General features: G+C 72.3%; 25 protein-coding genes and 1 tRNA gene. 5 read left to right on the top strand and 21 right to left on the bottom strand.

Going from position 1 to position 21398, the window contains the following annotated elements; all coding sequences use genetic code 11:
• Positions 1–3: 3 nt before the first annotated feature.
• The 11 genes from AC069X_RS08825 to AC069X_RS08775 form a co-directional block, all read right to left on the bottom strand.
• On the bottom strand, positions 4–435 hold the full coding sequence (locus AC069X_RS08825; protein WP_478726544.1) for a MarR family winged helix-turn-helix transcriptional regulator: 432 nt from the start codon (positions 433–435) through the stop codon (positions 4–6).
• A 137-nt stretch (positions 436–572) separates the two neighbouring features.
• Positions 573–1418, bottom strand: a complete 846-nt coding sequence (locus AC069X_RS08820) for a hypothetical protein (RefSeq protein WP_478726542.1) — start codon at positions 1416–1418, stop codon at positions 573–575.
• A 50-nt stretch (positions 1419–1468) separates the two neighbouring features.
• Positions 1469–2308: an RNA polymerase sigma factor SigF gene (locus tag AC069X_RS08815; protein ID WP_478726540.1), complete on the bottom strand. Its 840-nt coding sequence runs from the start codon at positions 2306–2308 to the stop codon at positions 1469–1471.
• A 229-nt stretch (positions 2309–2537) separates the two neighbouring features.
• Positions 2538–3551 carry an RNA polymerase sigma factor SigF gene (locus tag AC069X_RS08810; RefSeq protein ID WP_478726538.1) on the bottom strand — a complete coding sequence of 338 codons (1014 nt, stop codon included), beginning with the start codon at positions 3549–3551 and terminating at the stop codon, positions 2538–2540.
• Positions 3552–3792: 241 nt separating this feature from the next.
• Positions 3793–3954: a hypothetical protein gene (locus tag AC069X_RS08805; RefSeq protein ID WP_249766958.1), complete on the bottom strand. Its 162-nt coding sequence runs from the start codon at positions 3952–3954 to the stop codon at positions 3793–3795.
• Positions 3955–4375: 421 nt separating this feature from the next.
• On the bottom strand, positions 4376–4669 hold the full coding sequence (locus AC069X_RS08800) for a hypothetical protein (RefSeq protein ID WP_478726536.1): 294 nt from the start codon (positions 4667–4669) through the stop codon (positions 4376–4378).
• A gap of 84 nt (positions 4670–4753) precedes the next feature.
• A tRNA-Ser gene (locus AC069X_RS08795) sits at positions 4754–4838 on the bottom strand.
• 105 nt (positions 4839–4943) lie between these two features.
• On the bottom strand, positions 4944–5372 hold the full coding sequence (gene tadA, locus AC069X_RS08790; protein ID WP_478727004.1) for a tRNA adenosine(34) deaminase TadA: 429 nt from the start codon (positions 5370–5372) through the stop codon (positions 4944–4946).
• 62 nt (positions 5373–5434) lie between these two features.
• Positions 5435–5983: a tRNA adenosine deaminase-associated protein gene (locus AC069X_RS08785; RefSeq protein WP_478726535.1), complete on the bottom strand. Its 549-nt coding sequence runs from the start codon at positions 5981–5983 to the stop codon at positions 5435–5437.
• A 253-nt stretch (positions 5984–6236) separates the two neighbouring features.
• On the bottom strand, positions 6237–6437 hold the full coding sequence (locus tag AC069X_RS08780; RefSeq protein ID WP_478726533.1) for a hypothetical protein: 201 nt from the start codon (positions 6435–6437) through the stop codon (positions 6237–6239).
• 118 nt (positions 6438–6555) lie between these two features.
• The gene (locus AC069X_RS08775) at positions 6556–7515 is read right to left on the bottom strand and encodes a universal stress protein (protein ID WP_478726531.1); all 960 of its coding nucleotides are present in this window, start codon (positions 7513–7515) and stop codon (positions 6556–6558) included.
• A 184-nt stretch (positions 7516–7699) separates the two neighbouring features.
• On the opposite strand from AC069X_RS08775, the gene upp reads away from it, so the two are divergent.
• Entirely contained in the window at positions 7700–8335 is a 636-nt protein-coding gene (gene upp, locus AC069X_RS08770; RefSeq protein ID WP_007265356.1) for a uracil phosphoribosyltransferase, read from the top strand.
• 17 nt (positions 8336–8352) lie between these two features.
• On the opposite strand, the gene AC069X_RS08765 is transcribed toward upp, so the two are convergent.
• Together AC069X_RS08765 and AC069X_RS08760 are read right to left on the bottom strand one after the other, a co-directional pair.
• Positions 8353–9021, bottom strand: coding sequence for a LytR C-terminal domain-containing protein (locus AC069X_RS08765; protein ID WP_478727002.1), 669 nt, complete (start codon positions 9019–9021; stop codon positions 8353–8355).
• 103 nt (positions 9022–9124) lie between these two features.
• Positions 9125–9421, bottom strand: a complete 297-nt coding sequence (locus AC069X_RS08760; RefSeq protein ID WP_007265358.1) for a type II toxin-antitoxin system VapB family antitoxin — start codon at positions 9419–9421, stop codon at positions 9125–9127.
• An 88-nt stretch (positions 9422–9509) separates the two neighbouring features.
• Here AC069X_RS08760 and AC069X_RS08755 point away from each other — a divergent pair, with 88 nt between their 5' ends.
• Together AC069X_RS08755 and opcA are read left to right on the top strand one after the other, a co-directional pair.
• The gene (locus AC069X_RS08755; protein WP_478726529.1) at positions 9510–11093 is read left to right on the top strand and encodes a helicase HerA-like domain-containing protein; all 1584 of its coding nucleotides are present in this window, start codon (positions 9510–9512) and stop codon (positions 11091–11093) included.
• A gap of 144 nt (positions 11094–11237) precedes the next feature.
• The gene (opcA, locus tag AC069X_RS08750; protein WP_478726527.1) at positions 11238–12173 is read left to right on the top strand and encodes a glucose-6-phosphate dehydrogenase assembly protein OpcA; all 936 of its coding nucleotides are present in this window, start codon (positions 11238–11240) and stop codon (positions 12171–12173) included.
• On the opposite strand, the gene AC069X_RS08745 is transcribed toward opcA, so the two are convergent.
• Positions 12119–12595 carry a cupin domain-containing protein gene (locus AC069X_RS08745; RefSeq protein WP_478726525.1) on the bottom strand — a complete coding sequence of 159 codons (477 nt, stop codon included), beginning with the start codon at positions 12593–12595 and terminating at the stop codon, positions 12119–12121. The two genes, opcA and AC069X_RS08745, sit on opposite strands and share 55 nt — an antisense overlap.
• 159 nt (positions 12596–12754) lie before the next feature.
• Positions 12755–13348, bottom strand: coding sequence for an HhH-GPD-type base excision DNA repair protein (locus tag AC069X_RS08740; protein WP_478726523.1), 594 nt, complete (start codon positions 13346–13348; stop codon positions 12755–12757).
• Between the two features lie 133 nt (positions 13349–13481).
• Between AC069X_RS08740 and AC069X_RS08735 the strand changes: the two genes are divergently transcribed.
• Positions 13482–14294 (top strand): VOC family protein, encoded by an 813-nt coding sequence (locus tag AC069X_RS08735; protein WP_478726521.1) that lies wholly within the window; start codon positions 13482–13484, stop codon positions 14292–14294.
• 65 nt (positions 14295–14359) lie between these two features.
• Here the strand turns inward: AC069X_RS08735 and AC069X_RS08730 are convergent, their stop codons facing one another.
• Positions 14360–14584, bottom strand: coding sequence for a hypothetical protein (locus AC069X_RS08730; RefSeq protein WP_478726519.1), 225 nt, complete (start codon positions 14582–14584; stop codon positions 14360–14362).
• Between the two features lie 127 nt (positions 14585–14711).
• Positions 14712–15752, bottom strand: a complete 1041-nt coding sequence (locus tag AC069X_RS08725) for a helix-turn-helix domain-containing protein (protein WP_478726517.1) — start codon at positions 15750–15752, stop codon at positions 14712–14714.
• 571 nt (positions 15753–16323) lie between these two features.
• On the opposite strand from AC069X_RS08725, the gene AC069X_RS08720 reads away from it, so the two are divergent.
• Positions 16324–16743 (top strand): TOBE domain-containing protein, encoded by a 420-nt coding sequence (locus tag AC069X_RS08720; protein WP_478726515.1) that lies wholly within the window; start codon positions 16324–16326, stop codon positions 16741–16743.
• A 24-nt stretch (positions 16744–16767) separates the two neighbouring features.
• On the opposite strand, the gene AC069X_RS08715 is transcribed toward AC069X_RS08720, so the two are convergent.
• The 4 genes from AC069X_RS08715 to AC069X_RS08700 all read right to left on the bottom strand — a co-directional run bounded on the left by AC069X_RS08715 (position 16768) and on the right by AC069X_RS08700 (position 21332).
• Complete coding sequence (locus tag AC069X_RS08715; protein WP_478726513.1) at positions 16768–17073, bottom strand: hypothetical protein; 306 nt, start codon at positions 17071–17073, stop codon at positions 16768–16770.
• Positions 17074–17194: 121 nt separating this feature from the next.
• The gene (locus AC069X_RS08710) at positions 17195–17644 is read right to left on the bottom strand and encodes a molybdopterin-dependent oxidoreductase (protein WP_478726511.1); all 450 of its coding nucleotides are present in this window, start codon (positions 17642–17644) and stop codon (positions 17195–17197) included.
• Between the two features lie 77 nt (positions 17645–17721).
• The gene (locus AC069X_RS08705; RefSeq protein ID WP_478726509.1) at positions 17722–20508 is read right to left on the bottom strand and encodes a molybdopterin-dependent oxidoreductase; all 2787 of its coding nucleotides are present in this window, start codon (positions 20506–20508) and stop codon (positions 17722–17724) included.
• Positions 20505–21332, bottom strand: a complete 828-nt coding sequence (locus AC069X_RS08700; RefSeq protein ID WP_478726507.1) for an FAD binding domain-containing protein — start codon at positions 21330–21332, stop codon at positions 20505–20507. The genes AC069X_RS08705 and AC069X_RS08700 overlap by 4 nt, the downstream gene beginning before the upstream one ends.
• Between the last annotated feature and the right edge of the window lie 66 nt (positions 21333–21398).

The raw sequence follows: 21398 nt of genomic DNA, 5'->3' as shown, positions 1-21398 counted from the left end.
TGCCTAGAAGCTCGATCGGAGTCGGGCCAGCAGGGTGTTCAGTACGTCGATGTCCTCGGCCGACCAGTCGGCCAGTGCCTTCGCCAGCGCATCCGTGTAGCGGGCGCCGAGCTCGGCGAGCGTGGCGCGCCCGGCCGCGGTGAGGCGCAGGATCCGGCAGCGGCCGTCGCCCGGGTCGGTCTCCCGCTCGATCCAGCCGTGCTGCGCCACGTGGGCGACGTGCCGGCTGCTGACAGAGATGTCGACGGCCATGAATTCGGTGAGCCGGCTGAGCCGCATCTCGCCGTGGCGGTCGAGGATGGTGAGGACGGCGGCGGAGCCGGGCGGGCAGTGCGGGGGCAGCATCCGGGCCAGGTCGCGCTTGACCGCGCCGATCCCGGTGAGCTGGCGGGCCAGCTCCTCGTAGCGGGTGTGCTGGGCCGTCTGCGTGGTCACCGGGATCCGCCCCCATCTTGTTGCTTAGGGCAACCATAGAAGCGCATGGTTGCTACAGGCAAATGATTTCGGGGGGTGGGGCGGTAAAGGAATCGGAAAACCGGCCGGGGGCGGGCGGGGGCGCCCGGGGCGCGTACTCAGCTCCAGGTGGCGGTGACCTCGCGGGTCTCGACGTGCATGCCCAGCGGAACCCGCCAGGCCTCCACGCAGACGGTGTAGGTCTGCGTCTTCGAGGTGCCGCCCGCGATGGGGGCGGGGAGGGGCTGGGTCGTGGTGACGGTGGCCCAGTCGATGCCGAGGGCGCCGATGACGTGCGTCGCGAAGGTGACCGTGCCCGAACGGGCCGCGGTGCCGCCGGTGTTGGTGAACGTCACCGTGACGCGCTCGCACCGGCGCTCGGACGCCGCCGCGCGGGACGGGGAGCCGAGCGTGAGCCGCGCCGGGGTGGGCTGCTCCGGCGCGGGAGGGGCCGGTGGGGCCGGAGGGGCCGGTGTGCCGGGAGCAGGTGGCGGGGTCGGCATGCCGGGGGTGGCCGGAGGGGCCGGGGTGGTGCCGGTGCCTCCGCCGCCGGTGTCGCCGGTGCCTCCGCCCCCGCTGCCGCCCGTGCCCGCGCCCCCGGTGCCGCCGGGCGCGGCCGGGGCGCCCGGGTCCGGCGGGGTGCCGGGGGAGGGTGCGGAGCCGCCGGGGGCGGTGGCCGTCCCTCCGCCCTGGCCGGAGCCGTCGCCGGGCCGGGACCCGGGCGCGCTGGGCTGCGTAGAGACGGCGGCGTCGGCGGAGGGGGCCGTGCCGGCCGGCGCCATTGGCTGGAACTCGACCTCGCCGCGGGGTGCCACGTTCTCTCCGGCCCCCCGCTCGGGGCCCGCGGCGGCGGCGCCGACGACGACGTGGCCGTCCCGGTCCGGCTCGCAGCCGGTGAGGGCGGCGACGGCCGTGCCGCAGAGGGCGAGGGTGAGGGCGAGCGCAGCGCGGGGTCCCGTTCGCATCGCGCCAGTGTTCCTGACGCCATGTCAAATGTGAACCCCGCGCCCCTGCGTCAGTCTCCGATCAGGCCCGTGCGCAGCTGGGCGAGCGTGCGGGTCAGCAGCCGGGAGACGTGCATCTGGGAGATGCCGACCTCCTCGCCGATCTGCGACTGGGTCATGTTGGCGAAGAAGCGCAGCATGATGATCTGCCGCTCGCGGGGCGGGAGTTTGGCGAGCAGCGGCTTGAGCGACTCGCGATACTCGACGCCTTCGAGCGCGCTGTCCTCGTACCCGAGCCGGTCCGCGAGCGAGCCCTCACCGCCCTCGTCCTCCGGGGAGGGCGAGTCGAGCGAGGAGGCGGTGTAGGCATTGCCGACGGCGAGGCCGTCGACGACCTCCTCCTCGGTGACGCCGAGCACGGCCGCCAGCTCCGGAACGGTCGGGGACCGGTCCAGCTTCTGCGCCAGCTCGTCGCTGGCCTTGGTCAGCGCGAGGCGCAGCTCCTGGAGCCGGCGCGGGACGCGGACGGACCAGGAAGTGTCCCGAAAGAATCGTTTGATCTCGCCCACGACGGTCGGCATCGCGAACGTCGGGAACTCCACGCCGCGTTCGCAGTCGAACCGGTCGATCGCCTTGATCAGGCCGATGGTGCCGACCTGGACGATGTCTTCCATCGGCTCGTTGCGGCTGCGGAAACGGGCCGCCGCGTAGCGCACCAGCGGCAGGTTCAGCTCGATCAGGGTGTCGCGTACGTACGCCCGTTCGGGGCTGTCCGCGTCCAGGGCGGCGAGTCGCTGGAAGAGGGAGCGGGAGAGGGTGCGGGTGTCGATGGCTTCCGAGCGGTCGGACACTGCCGGCAGCTCACGCGTGTCGAGCGTGAGCACCTTGGAGCTGCCCTGTTCTGCGGACATGCCACCCCCTTGAGGTCGCGGACGGTCGCGTCTCTGCGCCCGTCGGAGGAACGCAGCCTCCACCTGAATACCGGAGGCGGGGCTGCGGCAAACGCGGTTCCAGCAGAATGTCACATGTCGGCAACACGCTGTAGCGTCATGTCGACAAGTATCTCCAGCGACAGAGACGCGACCGAGCGGAATGAGCCGATTCTGTAGGGAAACGCGGGAACGCCTCCACCCGATCCGGTTAAGCCTCGATCCTGTTTGCGGATCTCAGACGGGCGAAGCTCCGGGCGAGCAGCCGTGACACGTGCATCTGGGAGACCCCCAGCTCCGCGCTGATCTGCGACTGCGTCAGATTGTTGTAGTAGCGCAGCAGGAGGATCCGCTGCTCCCTCTCGGGGAGCTGGACCAGCAGGTGGCGGACGAGGTCGCGGTGCTCGACGCCGGCCAGTTCGGGGTCCTCGTAGCCGAGCCGGTCGAGCAGGCCGGGCATGCCGTCGCCCTCCTGGGCGGCCTCCAGGGAGGTCGCGTGGTAGCTGCGGCCGGCCTCGATGCAGGACAGCACCTCGTCCTCGCTGATCCGCAGGCGCTCGGCGATCTCGGGGGTGGTCGGGGTGCGGCCGTGGAGGGTGGTGAGGTCCTCGGTGGCGGCGTTGACCTGCACCCACAGCTCGTGGAGGCGGCGCGGCACGTGGACGGTGCGGACGTTGTCGCGAAAGTACCGTTTGATCTCGCCCACGACGGTCGGCATGGCGAAGGTGGGGAACTGGACCCCGCGCTCCGGGTCGAACCGGTCGATCGCGTTGATCAGGCCGATGGTGCCGACCTGGACCACGTCCTCCATCGGCTCGTTGCGGCTGCGGAAGCGGGCGGCCGCGTACCGGACGAGCGGGAGGTTGGCCTCGATGAGGGCCCCGCGCACCCGGTGGTGCTCGCTGGTGCCCGGCTCCAGGTCCTTCAGCTGGCCGAAGAGCACCTGGGTCAGTGCCCGGGTGTCGGCGCCCCGCCCCTGGGGCCTCGGGGGGACCGCGGGCTCCTCCTGCGGGACTGCGGACTCCTCCTGCGCGACCGCGGGCTCCTCCTGCGGGGCCTCGTACGCGTCCTGCCGGGGCTCCTGAGTCTCCTGCCGGGGATCCGGAGCCTCCCGCCGGGGCTCCTGAGCCTCCTGCCGGGGCCCGTAGGCGCCCTGGCGCGGCTCCTGCGGGCGGACCTCGGCGCGCGGTTCGTGCGGGGGGCGGAGCTCTTGCTGGGGAGGCACCTGAGGCGCAGTACTGGCCGGCACGGTCACGCCACCCCTTCGATCAACTCAACGGTCAAAAGCGGTCATAGCATCACAAGAGATGTGCACTATGTGCAAGCACCGTATATGGCCGTGTTGAGGGCAAGTTGGGCATTTAGGGGTATTCCATTTACCGGCTCCCCCGGCCGTGAACGCGAAAGGCCCCCCACCCGTCGGAGTAGGGGACCTGGAAGTCCGGAAATCGCTTCGGCGTGCGGTTTCAGCTCACCAGTTCGGTGATGAACTCGCCGATGCCGGATGCGGCATCCGATATGCCCTGGAAGCCTATTCCCACCATCTCCGCCGCCCGCTTGGGCTGGGTGATGATCACGAAGAGGACGAACACGGTGAGGACGCCCGTGATGAGCTTCTTGGTGTCCATGGACGGTGTCGGCCTCCCCAACCGGCGCTGCAAAGTCGGGTGAGTCTAACCGGTCAGGTTTGGTCACTCACCTTTCCTTTAAGGACCAATGACCCGTCGGTTGGGGCCCTTTGCCGCTGCGCGGGCGGTCGCGGGAGGAGCAGGATGGAGCACGAGCCCACCGGTTCTGGCAGGAAACCGGAGGGCGAGGGACAGGGCCTCACTGCGGGGCCCGAGCCGCAAGCTTCCCCCCTGACTGCGGCTCGGGCCGGCGGTCCCGTCCTCACCGGGGGAAGTGGCTTGTCCCCCCGATTGCCACTTCCCCCGTCCCACCGTCGAAGGTCCCGACTCCGGTCGGGGCCTTCTTCGCGTTCGGGGGCGGGGGAAGGAGGGGCGGGAGGGCCGGCAGGGGGTGACGGCGGCCGACGCCGTGGCGGCGGGGTTACTGGATGGCGCCCAGGAGCCCCAGGACCGGCTCGACGGGAGCGATCACCGGGGCGAGGTGGTCGGGCAGGGCGGTCAGCTGGTCGAGCTGGTTGGCCCCCTGGCTGAGCCGCGCGCCGATCTCGGGTACGGAGGGCTGGGCGCCGGCGGGCATGCCCGGAGCGGCGGCCGGCAGGTCCGGCAGGGAGAGCGGGGCCGCGTCCAGGGGAGCGGCGGAGGCGGCGGGTGAGGCGAGGCCCGCGGCGGCCCCCGCGAGGGCGATGGCGGCGAGCATGCGCTGGGTCTTGGTCATGCCGTGACAACGGCCGAGCGGGCGGGCCGGTCACGGCGGGGACGCACGAGAGCCCCGGTTCGTACGAACCGGGGCTCTCAAGGGCGGTGGTGGAGGGATTTGAACCCCCGATGGGTTGCCCCATACTCGCTTTCGAGGCGAGCTCCTTCGGCCACTCGGACACACCACCGAGAGAGATCCTAGCCCAAGGTGGGGAGTGCTTTGCAAATCCGCACCGCGTGGCCCTGCTCACGGCTCCCGGAGGGCCCCGCTCACCGCTCCCGGAGGGCCCCGCTCAGAGCTCCCGGAAGAAGTCGGTGAGCTGCCGTGCGCACTCCCGCTCCAGCACCCCGCGGATCACCTCGGGGCGGTGGTTGAGCCTGCGGTCGCGTACGAGGTCCCACAGCGACCCGGCCGCGCCCGCCTTCTCGTCCCCCGCCCCGTAGACGACCCGGGCGACGCGGGACTGGACGAGCGCGCCCGCGCACATCACGCACGGCTCCAGTGTCACCACCAGGGTGCACCCGGTCAGCCGCCACTCCCCGAGCCGGGCGGCCGCCCGGCGCAGCGCCAGCACCTCGGCGTGCGCCGTGGGATCTCCGGCGGCCTCCCGTTCGTTGTGCCCGGTGGCGAGGAGCTCCCCGCCGGGGCCGAGCACGACGGCACCGACCGGCACGTCGCCGGCCGGCACCGCCAGGGCGGCCTGCTCCAGCGCCAGGCGCATGGAGTCCCGCCAGGGATCCCGTACGGGATCGGGGGGGTACGTGACGTCGTGCTCGGCGATCACTAGCGGACGGCCTCCAGCACGTCGGTGGCGCCGAGGGCGTCGGCGATCTCCGTGAGGGCGTCTCCGTCGAGGGTCAGCAGTTCCTTGTGGCCGATGCCGAGGTCGTCCAGCAGGCGGGGGTCACCGAGGGGGCCGGCCGGCAGGGGTTCGGAGCCGCCGCGCGGCCCGTCGTCCTCGTCGTGGTCCTCGTCCGCGTAGGCGGCGACCGGCTCGTCGTCGCCGTCCTCGGTGCCGTCCAGGTCCAGTTCGTCGAGGTCGTCGTCCTCCTCGTCGGTGCCCAGCAGCTCCTTCGTCAGCATCGATCCGTAGGAGCTGCGGCCGGCCACGGAGGCGTTCGACACGAAGTACCGCGGGTCCTCCTCTCCGTCCACGCGGATGACGCCGAACCAGGCGTCCTCCTGCTCGATGAGGGCGACCACCGTGTCGTCGTCGACAGCGGCGGAACGGGCGAGATCGATCAGATCACTGAGGGACTCGACGTCGTCGAGTTCCATGTCGCTCGCTTCCCACCCGTCTTCGGTGCGCGCGAGCAGTGCGGCGAAATACACCGTGACTCTCCCACTGGTCATAGGCGTGCCGGTTGGAGGTCCCCCCGGCCGGAGGTTGGGGTGTGCACGGCCCTGACGCTTGCCGTCCGCACCCCGCCCAATCGGCATCGTGGCAGAAACAGCGGCTTTGCGAGAGGTCTTCCGCACGGCGGCCGTGTCGCGGCGCCGGTCGCGCGCCCGGACAAGGGGCCGGTCAAGGGGCCGGTCTCGGGGCCGGTGGCGCGCGCGGCGACGCGCCCGGCCGTCCACCCCCTCACCAGCGGAAGGTGCGCATCCGCATCTGCTGCCGCATCCGGGCCGCGCGGGCGCGCCGGGGCTGGACCCGGTCGCGCAGCTCACGGGCCTCGTTCAGGTCGCGCAGGAACTGCGCGCGGCGCGCCCTGCGCTGCGCCGCCGTCTCCGGCGCCTCGTAGGCCTCTTTTCCGTCCGTGTCGTCGGGCTGAGTCTTGGGCATCGGCACCACCCCAGGCTGGTCCGGTCGTCCTCCTCCGCCGTCACGGAGCAGACCCCCCGGATTCCCACCTTCCCCCGGCCGGCGCGTTTGATGCCACCCCGGCGCAGATCACCCCAGGTCAGACCTCGTCGTCGTCCGTGAGGGCCGGTACGACGGCCACCGGGCCGTGCGCGTGCTGGAGCACCGCGTGCGCCACCGACCCGATCAGCAGCGACCGTACGCGCGGGTGGTGGCGGCCCACCACGACCAGCGCCGCCGACCGGGACGCCTCCACCAGCCGTCCGGCCGCGTTCCCGGGCTCGGCGGCCTGCTCGACGGGCACGTCCGGGTAGCGGGCTCGTACCGCCTCCAGCCGCCGGGCCTGGGACCGCAGCATCTCCCGTTCGGCGGGCACCCGGTCCGCGTCGTCGGCGAGCGCCTCGGGCGGGATCACCGCGAAGGGGCCGCCGAGCAGGGTGGTCGGCCCTGGCGGGACCGCGTAGGCCGAGACCACCTGGACGGAGGTCGCCCGTGCGGCGGCTTCCGCGAAGGCGAAGGCCAGGACGTCCTCGGGCGTCTCGACGACGTGCAGGCCGAGCACCACCTTGCCGGCGGAGGCTCCCGCGGCCTCGCCGCCGGGGTCGGCCGCCGCGTCGCGGCCGGAGTGCGGGATCACCACGACCGGGCAGCTCGCGGTGGTGGCGACGGCCCGGCTGTTGGAGCCGAGCAGCAGCGCGGCGAAGCCGCCGCGCCCCCGGGAGCCCATCACCAGCATCCGGGGCGAGCCCTCGCCGCTGATCACCCGCAGGGCCGCCGGAACCGAGCCCTCCAGGGACTCGTAGCGGACCTCCCGGGGCAGCTCGGGGGAGGCCTCCAGGATGCTCCGCACGTGGTCGCCGACCGGGTCGGGGTACTCCTCGGGTTCGTTCGGGTCGTGCAGGGCCGAGCGGCGGCCGGCGTACAGCTGGGAGACCTCGGGCAGCACGTGGGCGACGAGCAGCCCGGCGCCGTGCCGCAGGGCCGCCGTACGGGCCCACTCCAGGGCGCGCAGGCTGTGCTCGGATCCGTCGACGGCCGCGATCACCAGTCCGTTGCTCACCCGTCCAGCGTGCTGGGCGGCGCGGCGGCCCGCATCTCAGGGCCCGCGGCGGCAGCGCGGGGGTGCGCGCAGCGCGTAGCCTTTTGCCAGCAGGTCGCGCACAGGCGACCGTTTTTTCGCAGGTAGCAGGGTCTCGCAGTTCGCGGATCGCAGGTCGAAGCCCGGCTGAGTCTTGGAGGATGTTGTGCGTTTGCAGGTCGTCGATCACCCCTTGGTGGCGCACAAACTCACCACGCTGCGCGACAAGCGCACCGACTCCCCCACGTTCCGGCGGCTCGCCGACGAGCTGGTGACGCTCCTCGCGTACGAGGCCACCCGCGACGTGCGCACGGAGCAGTCCGACATCGAGACGCCGGTCGGCCCGACCACCGGCGTCAAGCTGTCGTACCCGCGTCCGCTGGTCGTGCCGATCCTGCGCGCCGGCCTCGGCATGCTGGACGGCATGGTGCGGCTGCTGCCGACCGCCGAGGTGGGCTTCTTGGGCATGGTCCGCAACGAGGAGACCCTGGAGGCCTCCACGTACGCGACCCGCATGCCCGAGGACCTCTCCGGCCGCCAGGTGTACGTCGTCGACCCGATGCTGGCCACCGGCGGCACGCTGGTCGCCGCGATCCAGGAGCTCATCAAGCGCGGCGCGGACGACGTGACCGCCGTGGTGCTGCTGGCCGCGCCCGAGGGCGTCGAGGTCATGGAGCGCGAGCTCGCGGGCACGCCGGTGACGGTGGTGACGGCCGCCGTCGACGAGCGGCTGAACGAGCACGGTTACATCGTGCCGGGCCTGGGCGACGCGGGCGACCGCATGTACGGCTCGGCCGAGTAGGCGAGCGGGTCAGGAGTTCAGCACTTCGCGGAGGGCGCGGGTACGGGGTGGGCCAGGACGGCCAGCGCCTTGTCCGCGTCCTCCTTCGTGCTGAGCTCCTTGAAGGAGTCGCCGAGGATCAGGTCGATGTCCGCGCCCTCGCGGGCGTCGGCCTGGGTGGTGACCCCGGTGAGCTGGGTGGCGAGGACGGAGTACGCGCCCTTGTCGGTGCGCGGGGAGCCGAGCAGTATCCCGGCGCCGGGGACCTTCTTGTCGAAGTCGGCGGGGGCGTTGCCGACCTGGCCGATGGCGAAGCCGCGCTTCTTCAGCTCGTCGGCGACCGTCTTGGCCAGTCCCGAGCGGGGGGTCGCGTTGTAGACGTTGACGGTGATCTGGCCGGGCTGCGGAAGGCTGCCCGCGGGAGGCGGGGAGGCGGCGGGGCCCGCGTCCGGAGCGGTGGCGGGTTTCGCGGCGTTGGCGGGCTTGGCGGAGGCGGAGGCCGTCGGGCAGTTCTTCTTCCCGGCCGCCGCCGTCGTGTGCTTGCCGCTGTCGCCGCCGCCGAACACGTCGATGAGCTGCATCGCCCCGTAGCCGAGCAGGGCCAGGGCCACGACGGATCCGAGCAGGGCGAGGACGATCTTCCGACGCCGCCGGGGACGGCTCATACGGGGGTAGGCAGCTCCCGTTACGCGGTACTTTCCGCCCATGCCGGGGGGAGTGAGCATGCTCATGGGCGCAGCGTAGTGCCGTACCGGAACGATGCCTACTAAATGATCTGTTGATCGGGTAAGGCAGACCCGAAAGGCGCAATCAGTCCATCTCGAGGACGCGCGCGTGCAGGACCTGGCGCTGCTGGAGGGCCGCGCGCACGGCGCGGTGCAGCCCGTCCTCCAGGTAGAGGTCGCCCTGCCACTTCACGACGTGGGCGAAGAGGTCGCCGTAGAAGGTGGAGTCCTCGGCGAGCAGCGTTTCGAGGTCCAGCTGTCCCTTGGTCGTCACGAGCTGGTCGAGCCGTACCGGGCGCGGCGCGACGTCCGCCCACTGCCGGACGCTCTCCCGGCCGTGGTCGGGGTACGGCCGCCCGTTTCCGATGCGCTTGAAGATCACACGGAAAGCCTACCGGGCCGGTGCCTCCGGGCGCAGCCTCGCGCCGTCGGTGCAAAAGTGGCACACGGGGCTATTCCGGGAGGGAAGCATGAGTCAGAGCACCGACCCGGCGGTCCCGGCCGCCGCCGCGATCGCCGCCGGGTACGACTTCACCGGGCCCGCGCTCGACCTGGGGGCCCTGCTCTGGGACGGGACGTGCCTGCCCGAGCGGCAGATCAGGATCCCGCTGGCGATGCTCAACCGGCACGGGCTGGTCGCGGGGGCCACCGGCACCGGCAAGACCAAGACGCTCCAGCTGATCGCCGAGCAGCTGTCGGCGAACGGCGTGCCCGTCTTCCTCGCCGACGTCAAGGGCGACGTCTCCGGCATCTCGGCGCCGGGCGCGCCGAACGCGAAGACCGCGCAGCGGGCCGCGGAGGTCGCCCAGGAGTGGGAGGCCACGGCCTGCCCTGCCGAGTTCTACTCCCTCGGCGGGATCGGCCCCGGCATCCCGGTCCGGGCCACCGTGACGGCCTTCGGGCCGGTGCTCATGTCCAAGGTGCTCCAGCTCAACCAGACGCAGGAGCAGTCGCTCGGCCTGATCTTCCACTACGCCGACTCCAAGGGCCTGGAGCTGATCGACCTCAAGGACCTGCGGGCGGTGGTCGCCTTCCTCGTCTCCGAGAAGGGAAAGCCCGAGCTCAAGGGAATCGGCGGGCTCTCCACGGTGACCGCCGGCGTGATCCTGCGCGCCCTGACGGCATTCGAGCAGCAGGGCGCCACGGAATTCTTCGGCGAACCCGAATTCGACACCGGCGAATTGCTCCGGACGGCCGCCGACGGGCGCGGAGTGGTCTCCGTACTGGAACTTCCGGCGGTTCAGGACAAACCGCAGCTTTTCTCTACATTTCTGATGTGGCTGCTGGCCGACCTCTACGGAGGGCTGCCCGAAGTCGGCGATCTGGACCGCCCCAAACTGGTGTTCTTCTTCGACGAGGCGCACCTGCTCTTCAACGGCGCCTCGAAGGCGTTCCTGGAATCCATCACCCAGACCGTCCGGCTCATCCGTTCCAAGGGGATCGGCGTCTTCTTCGTCACCCAGACCCCCAAGGACGTACCGGCGGACGTGCTGGCCCAGCTCGGCAACCGCGTCCAGCACGCCCTGCGCGCCTTCACCCCCGACGACGCGAAGGCCCTCAAGGCCACGGTGAGGACCTTCCCCAACTCCGCCTACGACCTGGAGGAGACCCTCACCGGGCTCGGCACCGGCGAGGCCGTCATCACGGTGCTCAGCGAGAGGGGCGCCCCGACACCGGTCGCCGCCACCCGGCTGCGCGCACCGCAGTCGCTGATGGGGCCGGTCGACGCGGACGCCCTGGACCGGGCCGTGAAGTCCTCGCTGCTGTACTCCCGTTACGCCGAGGCCGTCGACCGCGAGTCCGCGTACGAGAGGATCACCGCCGAACAGGCCGCCGCCGAGGCCGAGGCGGAGGCCGCCGCGGCGGCTGCGGAGGCGGAGAAGCAGGCCAGGGAGGCGGCGAAGGCGGCGCGCCGCGCCCCCGCGCCGGAACCCTCGCTGGCCGAACAGGTCGTCGGGAGCGGGCTGTTCCGCTCGCTGGCGCGGTCGATCGGGACGCAGCTGGGACGGGAGATCTCCCGCTCGATCTTCGGAACGGCCCGGCGCCGGCGCTGAGGGCGGGCCCCTGTGGCGCCGAGGGCGGGCCCCTGCCGGGGTGAGGGCCCGTGGCGCCGAGGGTGGGCGTCCGCCGCGGCCCCTCAAGACGGAATCAAGCGAACCGGCTGTCGGCCTTGCGGCAGGCGCTGACAGACTCGGGGCATGCGGACCGAACTCACCGACACCACGTCCAGCAAGATCGGCCGGGCGCTCCTCGACGCCCGCCGGGCAGTGGGCAGCCCGACCATGGGACTCGTGCTGACCCTCGTCATAGTCACCGACGAGGAGAACGCCTACGACGCCGTACGCGCGGCCTCCGAGGCCTCTCGCGAGCACCCGTGCCGGATCATCACGGTGATCAAGCGGACCTCGCGCGGCCCGGAGCGGCGCCGCCGCACCAAGCTCGACGCCGAGCTGCGCGTGGGCTCGGACGCCGGGTCGGGGGAGATCGTGCTGCTGCGCCTGCACGGCGACCTCACCACCCAGGCCGGTTCGGTGGTGCTGCCGCTGCTGGTGCCGGACGCGCCCGTGGTGGCGTGGTGGCCGGCGGGCGCCCCCGCCGACCCCGCCCGCGACGAGCTGGGCGCGCTGGCGCAGCGCCGGATCACCGACGCCCAGGCGGCGCCCGAACCGCTGCGCGTGCTGGACGCGCGCGCCGCCTCGTACGCGCCCGGCGACACCGACCTGGCCTGGACCCGGCTCACGCCGTGGCGTTCCCTGCTGGCCTGCGCCTTCGACCAGAAGCCGCTCCCGGTGACCGCCGCGGCGGTGGAGAGCGAGCCCGACAACGCGAGCGCCGAGCTGCTGGCGCGCTGGCTGGAGGACCGGCTCGGCGTGCCGGTGGCCCGGGTGCCCTCGGAGGGGCCTCTCATCACCCGGGTCCGGCTGGAGACCTCCGCCGGCGAGGTGGTCGTGGACCGCCCCACCGGCTCGCTGGCCACCCTGATCCTGCCGGGCTGGCCCGACCGCAAGGTCGCGCTCAAGATCCGCAGCACCGCCGAACTGATCGCGGAGGAACTGCGGCGGCTCGACGCCGACGAGGTCTACGCCTCGGCGCTGCGCAGCAGCCGGCCGGCCCAGGCGTCGCTCTCGGCGTAGTGGTTGTCGTACGTCGGCTGGCTGTCGATGATGTCCTGCACGGTGGCCTCGCCCGCGCGGACCCGCCCGAGGAGGCGGTAGTAGTCGAAGCGGGCCATGCCGGGGGTGAACCCGACGAACACCTCGGCGGTGTGGCCCGGGGCGGGGGCGAAGGCGTGCTTCACGCCGGGGGCGACGGTGATGAAGTCGCCCTTGCCGAGGGTGTGGATCTCGTCGCCGACGAGGACGTCGAGCTTGCCGTCGGTGACGTGGAAGAACTCGGTGGCCTTGGTGTGGAAGTGCACCGGGGCGCCGGCTGCGCCGACCTCGAAGCACGCGGTGTTGCAGGTGAGTTCGGGGGTGTCGGTGAGGAGCGTGATGAAGCTGCCGGGGCCGTCGGAGATGACTTCGGCGTCGGCCGCGCGGGTGAGGTTCTCGATCATGGCGCCGACCCTACGAGCCGGGTGCCGGCTCCCTACTGCCGGGTACCCCTGGAGCAGCCCATTCCCCTTGTGGGGCCGCCGCAGGACCCTGTCGCGGGCCCCCGCCGCAGGAGCCTGCCGCAGGAGCCGCGTCAGAGGTCGTCGGTCGGGGGCGGACGGTCAGGACGCGCCGGCGGAGCGCTTGGCGGCGGCCTTCTGGGCCTGCTTGTACTCGCGGACCTTCGCCAGCGACTCCGGCCCCGTGATGTCGGCCGCAGAGCGGTGCACGTTCGGCAGCCCGTACCCGCCCGCGGCCTCCCGCCACCCCTTCGGCCGGACCCCGAAGCGCTTCCCCAGCAGCGCCAGGAAGATCTGCGCCTTCTGCTCCCCGAAGCCCGGCAGTGCCTTCAGCCGTGCCAGCAGCTCCGCCCCGCTCCCCGCGTCCGCCCAGACGGCCGCCGCGTCGCCGTCGTAGTGCTCCACCAGGTACGCGCACAGCTGCTGGATCCGCTTCGCCATCGACCCCGGGTAGCGGTGCACGGCCGGCTTCTGCGACAGCAGCGCGGCGAAGGCCTCCGGGTCGTGGGCGGCGATGGCGTGCGCGTCGAGGTCGTCGGTGCCGAGCCGCTGGGCGATGGTCCACGGCCCCGAGAACGCCCACTCCATCGGCACCTGCTGGTCGAGCAGCATGCCGGTGAGCGCGGCCAGCGGGCTGCGCGCGAGCAGGGCGTCGGCCTCGGGCTGCTGCGCGAGCCGGATGGTGATGTCGTCCATGCCCCCAGCCTCCCCCGGCGCGGGGCCCGCCGCGCGGGCGGCACGCGGTCGCCGCGCGATTGTCAGACCCCCCGCCTAGCGTGGGAGCGGCAGGGCAAGCATGTGTACTGGACGACACAGGAGTCGATCGACCATGGCTGAGTACCCGGATGGCGCCCCGTGCTGGGTGGACGCGATGTTCACGGACGTGGAGGCCGCCAAGGAGTTCTACGGTGACGTGCTGGGCTGGACCTTCGGAGAGGCCACCAGCGAGTACGGCAACTACACGCAGGCCTATTCCGGTGGAAAGGCGGTCGCGGCCGTGGTGCCGCCGATGCCCGGCGGGGACGCGCCCTCGCAGTGGTGTCTGTACCTCGCCTCGTCGGACGCCGCCGCCACCGCCGAGAAGATCAAGGCGGCGGGCGGCATGCTGATGATGGAGCCGATGCAGGTCGGCACGTTCGGCACGATGGCGATCGCGCGGGAGCCGAGCGGAGCCGTCTTCGGCGTCTGGCAGCCCGGCGAGCACAAGGGCTTCGAGAAGCTCGGCGAGTCCGGAGCGTACGCCTGGGCAGAGGTCTTCACCCGGGATCCGGAGAAGGCGGACGGGTTCCTGTCGCAGGTCTTCCCGTACGAGTCCCAGCAGATGGAGCCCGGTGACGATCCGGAGGCCGCCGGGATGGACTTCAAGGTCTTCAGCGTCGGCGGTCCGCAGAACCCGGTGCTGGGCCGCATGAAGATGGGCGAGGAGTTCCCGCCGGAGGTCCCGTCGTACGTGCAGGTGTACTTCGCGGTGCCGGACTGCGACGAGGCCGTCGCCAAGACCAAGAAGCACGGCGGGAAGCTGCACTTCGGACCGATGGACAGCCCCTTCGGCCGGTTCGCGGCGGTCGCCGACCCGCAGGGCGCGGCCTTCGCGGTGATCGACCTGTCGACGACGGTCGGGGAGATGCCGAGCTTCGGCTAGCCGTCCGGATCCGGTGCCCCGTGCCCCCGCCGGTCAACACGGCGGGGACACGGGTGTACGGGGACTCAGCGCACCGGGTGGATGACGAGCGCGGAGTGGAAGGCGGGGTGGTACGCCGGGTGGACCGCCAGCGGGCCGTGCCACACGACCGGGCCCGGAGTGAGGGTGTGGACGGTGTGATAGCCGAAGGGCGGGAGCGGGAAGGAGCTCGGCGCGGCCTGGGCCGGGGTGCTGGTGAACAGGGTGGTACTGAGAGCGAGCGCCGCGGCGGCGGCGATGTTCTTGATCATGCGTGAAGGGATAGCGCCCGCGCGCTCGCGCCCACCAGCCGAGGACACTCCCCGTCACCCGGTTGCCGGAGCCGATTCACCGCAGAATCGATCACTCGCCCGTTTTCGTGCCCCCGGCCGGGGGAGGTCAGTCCCACCGGGTGGACCGCCAGGCCGCCTCTCCGGTCGCGATCTCCTCGGTGCAGGGTCCGCAGGTGCCGGGTGTGGGGCTGCGGAAGGCCAGGTCGCACTTGTCGCAGGTCTGGAAGGGGTCGGGGGGCACGTACGCGGCCCTGCGGAACAGGGGTTGCAGTTCGGGGGGCTCCTGGGCGGCGAGGCGGTGGGCGATCAGTCCCCCCGGGTTGCGGAGCGGGTGGGGGATGTTCGCCGCCAGTACGGCGGTCACCGCCTCCTTGGTCGCTCCGCGCCCCATCCAGACCTCGACCCCGGCGGCGAGCCGCTCGATGTCCCGCTGCCCGAGGAGCAGCCGGTGGTCCACCCGGCGCAGCTCGGCGAGCAGGCCCATGGCGGCCGTGCGGGCGGCCGATGGCCCGGCGTTTGCCTCGGGTGCGGGTGCGGGTGCGGGTGCGGGTGCGGGTGCGGGCTCCGGCTGGGGCTCCGGTGCGGGTGCGGGCTCAGGGTCCGGTTCGGGCTCCGGAGATGGTTCGGGCCGCGGCTCGGGTGCTGCTGCGGGGGCGGGCTCCGGTTCGGGCTCGGGGACCGGCTGGGGCTCGGGCTCCGGCTCGGGCTCCGGTACGGGCCTCGGCTCCGGCTCCGGCTCCGGCTCGGGCTCCGGCTCCGGCTCCGGTACGGGGATGGGCTCCGGATCCGGCCGGCGGGGCGCCGGTTGCGCGTGGCGGGCCAGGGCGGCGGCCTTGGGGTTGTTGTACGACACCGTACGGGTGACGATCCGTCCGTCCGGCAGCTGCTCCCGGTAGCGCTTCAGGTATCCGTGCGCCTCCAGCTCGCGCAGGGCCGCCGCGATCCGCGCCTCCCCCTCCGGCACCCGTTTGACCAGCTCCTTGATGCTGATGGGCGTGCCGGGAGGCAGCGACTGGATGTACGCGCCCAGCCCCCGGGCGGTCAGCGAGAGCTCCGGGTTCTGGAGCAGGTGGTTGCCGACGACGGTGTACCGGGACGTGTGACGGACGTTGGAGTGATGAACGCCGTACGCCGCGCGCAAGCGCACGCTAGGGTGCTTGAGAGCCATCGGGAAGCGACTACTTCCTACTTGGTCAGGCCCTCGTCCGGGATTGCCGTCCCGGCGGGGGCCGCTTCATGTCTGGGGTTGTCGGGGCGAGCATATGCCCGGCAACCGGTCCCGAATCCAGCCCAGTTGGACTTGTTCACCCGTGCGAGTGAGGCGGCCTCGGCGGGGAGGGCTGGGTGGGTTGGGCAAGGTGCTTTCTCTCAGTACTGCGTAGCAACAGAAACGTACGGCCCTACCGGCCCGCGCTCGGCCGCGAGCCGGTGGGACCTGCGGAAAGCCGTCAACGCGCGGGCAGTTGGTCGTACGTCTTGAAGGTGTACAGCGCGGACAGGGCGAGCGCGTTGCGGTCTTCGCGGGGAGGCGGAGCTGCCCGGCGTGACCGCATGGCGGAACCGAGGGGCACCCGAAAGCGCATCGGCGAGCCGCGCGGGTGGTTGCGGTTGGCGTCTGCGAGGGGCTGGAAGCGCGGTGGGGCGGCGTCCCCTACGGTCGATCTTGTGCGGTTCTGTCCGAGCCGTTCGACGTGTCTACGTAAGAGGTCGAAGCGCTCATGAGCCTGTCCATCCGCAACCAGATCGCCGGAACCGTCACCGCCGTCACCGCCGGTGAGGCCATGACGACGGTCAAGGTCCGTCTCGAAGGCGGCCAGGACATCACCGCCGCCATCACCTCCGACGCCGCCAAGGAGCTGGGCCTGTCCGCCGGTTCCTCGGTGAAGGCCCTGGTCAAGGCCACGGAGGTGGCGCTGGCCACCGGTCCCGTCGAGGGGCTGTCGATCCGCAACCAGATCGCCGGGACCGTCGTCGACGTGGCCGCCGGCCCGGCCATGGCCTCGGTGAAGGTCGACGTGAACGGCGGCGGCCTGACCGCCGCGATCACCGCCGACGCCGTCGAGGCGCTCGGCCTGGCCGCCGGCACCTCCGTCGTCGCGCTGATCAAGGCGACCGAGGTCTCCCTCCAGGCCGCGTGACACCGCCGGTACGGCCGGCGCCGCTCACTCGATGAACAGGCTCCGGCCGTGGCCGATCGCGAGCTGTCCCGGAAGGATCGCGTGGACCACCCGGCCGTCGCAGTGCGCGCCGTCCCACACCCAGGCCGCCTCGTTCGTGAAGTTGGCGACCTCCGGCGGGGCGAAGTCGCCCAGCGGGTAGCAGCCGGAGGGGTCCTCGTTCGGCGCGCCGTCGATGAACAGGACACCCTGGGCCGCCTGGGCCGCGCCCGCCGGGGTGGCCAGTGCCAGCACCACCGCTGCCGCGCACGCCCCCAGTGCCTTCGCCGCACGCCGTTTCGTCATTCGCATCGCCCGTCCACCCTTCTTCCCCGCTGACCAGCTGTCATTACCGACAGTAGGCACAGGTTACGTACCGCAACATGGCGCGTGGTGGTGAAGGAGGGGCGCGAGGAGCGTGCGGGGCGCGCGGTCAGACCCCGGCGAGCGCCGGGACGGTCAGGGTGCCGAACCAGACGTGGGTGACCGCGCTGACGTAGCGGGCGCCGCAGCGGTCGGACGGGACCACCAGCTGGCTGCCGGGCCCGTCGAGCTCCTCCCCGTCCAGGCGGGTCGCCAGCAGGACGGGGCTCCCGCAGAAGTCGGCGTCCAGCTCCGCCCACGACAGGACCGTGTGGTGGCCGTCGCCGCCGCTGACCGCGAGGAGGTAGCGACTGCGGTCCTTGCGGCGGCGGGCGTCGAAGACCGGGCCGGCGCCGGAGACCACGTCCCGCAGCAGTGCGCCCTCGAAGACGTGGTGCTGCGGGCCGTTCGTCGCGCAGTCGAAGGTGACCTCCGCCCGGTGCTGCGGCCATTCCCGCAGGTCGGCCACGGTGAGGAGGGTCGGGTGGTCGAGGTCGCCGTGCAGCAGGAGTGTGGGCATGCGGTGGTCATGCCCGACCGGAATGCCGCTGGAACCTCATCTGCAAGGTTGATAGGGAGATATGAGCCGCAGGTAGGTCATGCTTTGTGTGTTCCACCTTGCAGTTTCCGGTTCATTTCCCGCCAGACCACGTCACGCGTCACCGGCAGCTCCGTGAAGCGGATGCCCGTCGCGTTCCGCAGGGCGTTCGCGAAGGCGGGGGCCACCGGGTTGAAGGGGCTCTCGCTCATGGACTTCGCGCCGAGCGGCCCGATGGCGTCGGAGGTCTCCATGAAGTGCACCTCCGTGCGCGGCACGTCCGCGTACTGCGGGAGCCGGTAGCGGCGGAACGCGGCCGTGGTGACCTCCCCGCGCTCGTCCACCCGTACCGTCTCGAAGAGGGTCGCGCCCAGGGCCTGCGCCACGCCGCCCTCCACCTGGCCGCGGCACTGCATCGGGTTCATGACCTTGCCCGCGTCCGCCGCGTGCACGCTGCGCAGGATCTTCATCTCGCCCGTGCCCGGGTCCACGGCCACGCGGAACCACTGGGCGTTGAAGGCCACCGAGCGGGGGGAACCGCCCCAGTGCCCGTCCGCCGCGATCTCGTCCAGCCGGCCCCCGTCGTACGCGGCCTCGTACAGCTCCTTCAGCGTGACGGTCCGGCCCGCACAGTCGAACGCCTCCCCCGACAGCCCGCACAGGTGCCGGGCCACGCCCGTGTGCCGGGCGGCGAAGGTCCGCAGGCGCTCCGCCAGCGAGGTGGCGGCCAGCATCACGGCCTTGCCCGCCACCACCGTGCCGGCCGAGCCGAAGGCGCCGGTGTCGTGGCGGACGACGTCCGTGTCCGACTGGCGGACCGAGATCCGGTCCACCGTCGTGTTCAGCGCACCGGCCGTGATCTGCTTGTGGACGGTCGTGGTGCCGTTGCCGAACTCCGCCGTACCGACCGCGATGTCGTACGTACCGTCCCGGAGCAGGCTGACCCGCGCGTCGGCGAAGTGGCCGCCCGGCGGACCGGTCGCGATCATCGCGACCGCCGCGCCCGTCCCGGTGAGCCAGCCCGCCGGGACGTCCTCGTGGCTGCGGTCCTCTGCCTCCGCCCTACGGACGATGTCCATGCACTGCTTCATCCCGTAGGAGGCGATGAAGAGGTCCTCTTCGTGGCCGATGGGGGTCACCATGTGGTCCCCGGCGCCGATGACGTTCTTCTCGCGCAGCTCCAGCGGGTCCATGCCGAGCCGGATCGCGAGCTCGTCCATCACCGACTCGAGGGCGAAGAGGACCTGGCCCAGGCCGTAGCCGCGGAAGGCGCCCGCCGGCACGGTGTTGGTGTAGACGGAGTACGCCTCCACCTCCTTGTTCGGCGCCTTGTACACGGCGAAGGACTCGCCCGCGCTGTGGAACATGACCGCCGGGCCGTGGTTCCCGTAGGCGCCCGTGTTGGAGACGATGCGGATGCGCAGGGCGGTGAGGGTGCCGTCCTTCTTCGCCCCGATCTTGATGGTGATCTTGAAGGGGTGGCGGGTGGTGGCACCGTAGAACTGCTCGGCCCGGGTGAACTCCAGCTTCACCGGCCGCCGCAGCTTCAGGGCGGCGAGCACCACGATGTCCTCGGTCAGCATCTCCTGCTTGCCGCCGAACCCGCCGCCCACGCGGCCCGCGACGACGCGCACCTCGTCCTCGCCGAGGTCGTACAGGGCGCACAGGGCCCGCCTGGTCAGGAAGGGGGCCTGGGTGGAGGAGCGGACGGTGATGCGCTCGCCGTCTCCGTCCTCCTTCGGTTCGAAGTACGCCACGCTGCCGTGGGTCTCCAGGCTGGCGTGCTGCACGCGCTGCGTGCGGAAGGTCTCCTCGTGGACGACGTCCGCCTCCGCGTACCCCTTCTCCATGTCGCCGATCGTGCCGTGCACCTCGCCGCACACGTTGTCCTCCGCGCGGGAGATCCCCGACTCGGGGCCCTTGGGGTGCAGGACCGGGGCGCCCGGGAGCATGGCCTCCTCCGGGTCGACCACGTGGGGCAGTTCCTCGTACGTGACGACCACGCGCCGGCAGCCCTCCTCGGCGGCCTGCTCGCTGTCGGCGACCACGGCGGCCACGCGCTGCCCGACGAAGCGGACCACGTCGTCCAGGACGCGGGTGTCCATCGGGTCTTCGGTGGGGTGCTCGTGGCGCGCCGAGGAGTACAGCCGGTCCGGGGCGTCGTGGTGGGTGAGGACCGCGTGGACGCCCGGGACCCGGAGGGCGTCGCGGGTGTCGATGGCGACGATGCGGGCGTGCGGGTGCGGGGAGCGCAGCAGCTTCATGTGGAGCAGCCCGGGCACGTCCACGTCGAAGGTGTAGCGGGCGGTGCCGGTGACGACCTGCGGTCCGGCCGGGGCGCCGAGGGAGCGGCCGACGGCCTGCCCGGCCTCCGGGTCCTCGGTGTGCTTCACCCCGCGCACGGCGTCCTCGATGGCGCGGTAGCCCGTGCAGCGGCAGATGTTGCCCTTGAAGGCGCGCGGGAGGTCGTCGAGCTTGCCGTCGTCGTGCTCGGTGCCCCGCTCGGCCTGGAGGGCGGAGGTGGTCATCAGGAAGCCGGCCGTGCAGAAGCCGCACTGGAAGCCCTGCGCGTCGAGGAACTGCCGCTGCACCGGGTGGAGTTCGCCGCCCGGGCGGGCGAGGCCCTCGACGGTGGTGACCGAGCGGCCCTCGGCGCGGACGGCCGGGTAGAGGCAGCTGTGCACCGGCCGCCCGTCGACGTGGACCGTGCAGGCCCCGCAGTCGCCCTGGTCGCAGCCCTTCTTCACGCCGAACCAGCCGCGTTCGCGCAGGTAGGTGCGCAGGCACTGGCCGGCCCGCGGCTCGTCCTCGAAGCGCTGCTCGTTGATCTCGATCGCGTAGCTCATCGGGAAGCCTCCTCCAGGGTGAGTTCGCGGCGGATCTCCTCCGCCTGCCGCAGTGCCATGTGCCGTCGCCACTCGGGCAGCCCGTGGATGTCGTCGAACCACTCCTCGGGACGGACGGCCTCGTCGACGGCCGCCCGCAGCCCCTCCGCCGTGGGCGGCAGCGCGAACCAGAAGCGGAACGGGCGGGTGGTGGCGGCGGAGACGGTCACCGCGAGGGAGCCGTCCTGCGGGTCGAGGGCGCCGATCACGAGCGAGCCGGAGCGGCCGAGTCCGTAGAGCGAGGCCTGCCGGAAGGCCGTACGGGCCGCCAGCGCGCGGGCGGGGATCCGTACGGAGCGCAGCAGCTCCCCGTCGCGGAGGTCCTTGACGCCGGCGCCGCGGATGAAGTCGGTGACGGGCATGCGGCGGGTGGCGCCGTCCTGGCCCTGGAGGAGGACGGTGGCGTCGAGGGCGGCGGTCAGGGAGATCATCGGTCCGGCGGGCAGGCCGTTGCAGAGGTTCCCGCCGACGGTGGCCATGTTCCAGATCTTGAAGCTCGCCAGGAAGGCGCGGCAGCACTGCTCGATCAGCGGCGCGGCGGTGGCGGACAGGATCCGGCCGAAGCGCGAGAGCTCGGTGATGGTGCAGGTGGCGGCGATGTCCAGGGCGCCGTCGGGCTGCCGGGTCAGGGACTCCCAGCCCATGCGGGAGAGGTCGATCAGACGGCGGACGTGCGGCTGGGGCTCGGAGAAGAGGTAGGTGCCGCCGCCGAGCCAGGCGTCGCCGGGGCGCCAGGGCTCGCGGCGGCGCGCATCGCGCACGTCGAGCACCGTGTTGAGGTCCATTTCGCGCCACCAGCCTCTCCGCCGTCCCGGGTTTTCCTCAGTGAAGCAACGGGAGCGGGGGCGAAA

It is taken from the genome of Streptomyces sp. NPDC043896, from assembly GCF_056435605.1.
This window is presented reverse-complemented; position numbering and strand designations above follow the sequence as displayed.